The sequence below is a fragment of the Citrobacter sp. wls613 genome (assembly GCF_005281195.1).
Taxonomy (GTDB): Bacteria; Pseudomonadota; Gammaproteobacteria; order Enterobacterales; family Enterobacteriaceae; genus Citrobacter; species Citrobacter gillenii.
In genome coordinates, this window is record NZ_SZXN01000065.1 from 131617 (window position 1) to 134272 (window position 2656).

Here is a 2656-nt window from a genome sequence, read left to right on the forward strand (position 1 = left end):
GAGGGTTCCATCCTCGTCAATACTCATAAGACCAATGGCAAATGGGCAATGTCGAAACATAACCTAATCAATTGTTAATATAAGGAGCAGGTCATGGTAACGGTACGCCGCGAAAATGATTCAATGGGGGCGATTGAGGTTCCGGCCGATAAACTCTGGGGCGCACAAACCCAACGATCGCTGGAGCATTTTCGTATCTCTACGGAGAAAATGCCAGTCTCGCTGATTCACGCGCTGGCGCTCACTAAACGTGCTGCCGCGAAGGTAAATCAGGACCTCGGGCTGCTGGCGGCAGAAAAAGCGAACGCCATCATGCAGGCGGCAGATGAAGTGCTGGCTGATAAACACGCTGATGAGTTTCCGCTGGCTATCTGGCAGACCGGTTCCGGTACGCAAAGCAATATGAACATGAACGAGGTGCTGGCGAACCGGGCCAGCGAACTGCTGGGCGGCGTGCGGGGGATGGAACGTAAAATACACCCCAACGATGACGTCAATAAAAGCCAAAGTTCAAATGACGTGTTCCCCACGGCGATGCACGTTGCCGCACTGCTGGCTCTGCGTAAGTCACTTATTCCACAATTGAATGTTTTAATTGAAACACTGAGTAAAAAATCCCACGCCTTTGCAGATATTGTCAAAATTGGCCGTACGCATCTGCAGGACGCTACACCGTTGACGCTGGGTCAGGAAATTTCTGGCTGGGTGGCGATGCTGGAACATAACCTGAAGCACATAGAAAACAGCCTGCCGCATGTGGCTGAACTGGCTTTGGGAGGAACGGCCGTCGGCACCGGACTGAATACACATCCTGAATATGCTCGCCGGGTCGCGGATGAACTGAGAGTGATCACCTGTGCTCCGTTTGTCACCGCGCCGAATAAATTCGAAGCGCTGGCCACCTGTGATGCGCTGGTACATGCCCATGGTGCACTGAAAGGTCTGGCTGCATCGTTAATGAAAATTGCCAACGATGTGCGCTGGCTGGCGTCTGGTCCGCGCTGTGGTATCGGCGAGATAGCGATTCCTGAAAACGAGCCAGGCAGCTCCATCATGCCTGGTAAGGTCAACCCCACACAATGTGAAGCCTTAACAATGCTGTGCTGTCAGGTAATGGGCAACGATGTGGCTATCAACATTGGCGGAGCCTCCGGTAATTTTGAGCTTAACGTCTACCGACCGATGGTTATCCATAATTTCCTGCAATCAGTTCGTCTGCTGGCAGATGGTATGGAAAGCTTCAATGCGCACTGCGCGACCGGCATTGAGCCCAATCGCGAGCGCATTGACCAGTTGCTCAACGAATCCCTGATGCTGGTGACTGCCCTGAATACCCATATTGGGTACGATAAAGCCGCGGAGATCGCCAAAAAGGCCCACAAAGAGGGGCTGACGTTAAAAGCCTCGGCGCTGGCGCTGGGCTACCTTAGCGAAGCCGAGTTCGACAGTTGGGTGCGCCCGGAACTGATGGTCGGAAGTATGCGACCGGGACGTTAATCTGCCACATACAGGTGCAGCCGGGGAATAATCAGCCTTAACGGCTGCGCCTGCGGTTTGAAACGGTGTTGCACGTTGTCGGCATCGTAATTCAGCAACTCGCCGATGTCCGGCACACTCATACCATTATCGTTATTAATCAGTGCAATCAGCGGTGTCGGACACGCATATTGCACTTGCTTTTGCTGCCCTTTGTACCAGACGCGGGCGATGGGCTGGACTTTCACCGGTCTTTTTATCTTCAGTTTCGCCTGTTGCGGCAGGGCGGCAATGTCCTGATACTCGCGCTCCAGACGGGCCTGCCACTCTTCGCGCGTCCATGGATGTACGCTGCGCGGTGAATTCAGGCTCTTTTCCAGTTGTTCCAGTACCTCATCGCGTTTCAGGTTTTTAATAATGTGTTTATTGGCCCAACCGAATCGCAGGGTCGCAGGTTCTCTGACCACCGTCAGCGTTCGATAAGCATTGAGGGTGATGAGTCCTGGTAAATGACGATGCACCCATTCGAAACGTGCGGCGGGTGGCAGACCTGAATCCACCGTCACAATATGCTCAAAGGTTGTTTTCAACTGGTTGATACGCTGAATTTGCGCTTCCAGCGTCGCCTGAGAAGGGCTGTCGACCTGATAGCACAACACGCCGGGTAGGCGCACGGCAGCTTTGCTGCTGCGATTCTCGGACTGCTGCTGAATAAACAGGTGGCGATAGTGGCGCAGCGCCAGACTTTGAGCTTCTTTACCTAAATGTTGTTTAACGTCGATGGCCTCCAGCGGGGCGTGCTCCGACTCTTTTGCGATTTCTGGCAAGGAGAACACACGGGCAATCAGTAGCGTGTGCTGCTGCAGATTTTCAGTGAATTGCGCCAGTTCTTGTTCCATCTGGCGAAAAGTGCTGTTCAGACGTTCAACGAGATCGTAACGAGCCATAGAGTTACCATTTTAGTTACAACATACTTTTTTATAGCACACCCAACGTTACCTGACCACCGAGCCGTAGGGGTCAAGTAGCGGAAAATTCAGGAATGTTATGCCAGAGGGGCCAGCTAAAGGTGAAACGCGCGCCGCCGAGTTCGCTTTCGTCACACATCACCGTACCGCCCATGGCCTGCGCAATCGAGTGGACGATGGCCAGCCCGAGTCCGCAGCCGCCGGTGGCCCGG

At 53.6% G+C, this 2656-nt stretch carries 3 protein-coding genes; 1 reads left to right on the plus strand and 2 read right to left on the minus strand.

What is annotated here, in order from left to right; all coding sequences use genetic code 11:
• Window positions 1–93 precede the first annotated feature (93 nt).
• A complete protein-coding gene (fumC, locus tag FDX01_RS15475) occupies window positions 94–1497 on the plus strand; it encodes a class II fumarate hydratase (protein ID WP_096757122.1) in 1404 nt (467 codons plus the stop codon).
• Here the strand turns inward: fumC and tus are convergent.
• Together tus and FDX01_RS23890 are read right to left on the minus strand one after the other, a co-directional pair.
• Window positions 1494–2423, minus strand: a complete 930-nt coding sequence (tus, locus tag FDX01_RS15480; RefSeq protein ID WP_137400089.1) for a DNA replication terminus site-binding protein — start codon at window positions 2421–2423, stop codon at window positions 1494–1496. The genes fumC and tus overlap by 4 nt on opposite strands.
• A gap of 73 nt (window positions 2424–2496) precedes the next feature.
• Window positions 2497–2656 (minus strand): ATP-binding protein (locus FDX01_RS23890; protein ID WP_249360998.1); only part of this gene is annotated, 160 nt, incomplete at its 5' end.

Excerpts from the sequence above, each read along its gene's own strand:
- fumC (WP_096757122.1), top strand. The coding sequence starts at position 94 with ATGGTAACGGTACGCCGCGAAAATGATTCAATGGGGGCGATTGAGGTT.
- tus (WP_137400089.1), bottom strand. The coding sequence starts at position 2,423 with ATGGCTCGTTACGATCTCGTTGAACGTCTGAACAGCACTTTTCGCCAG.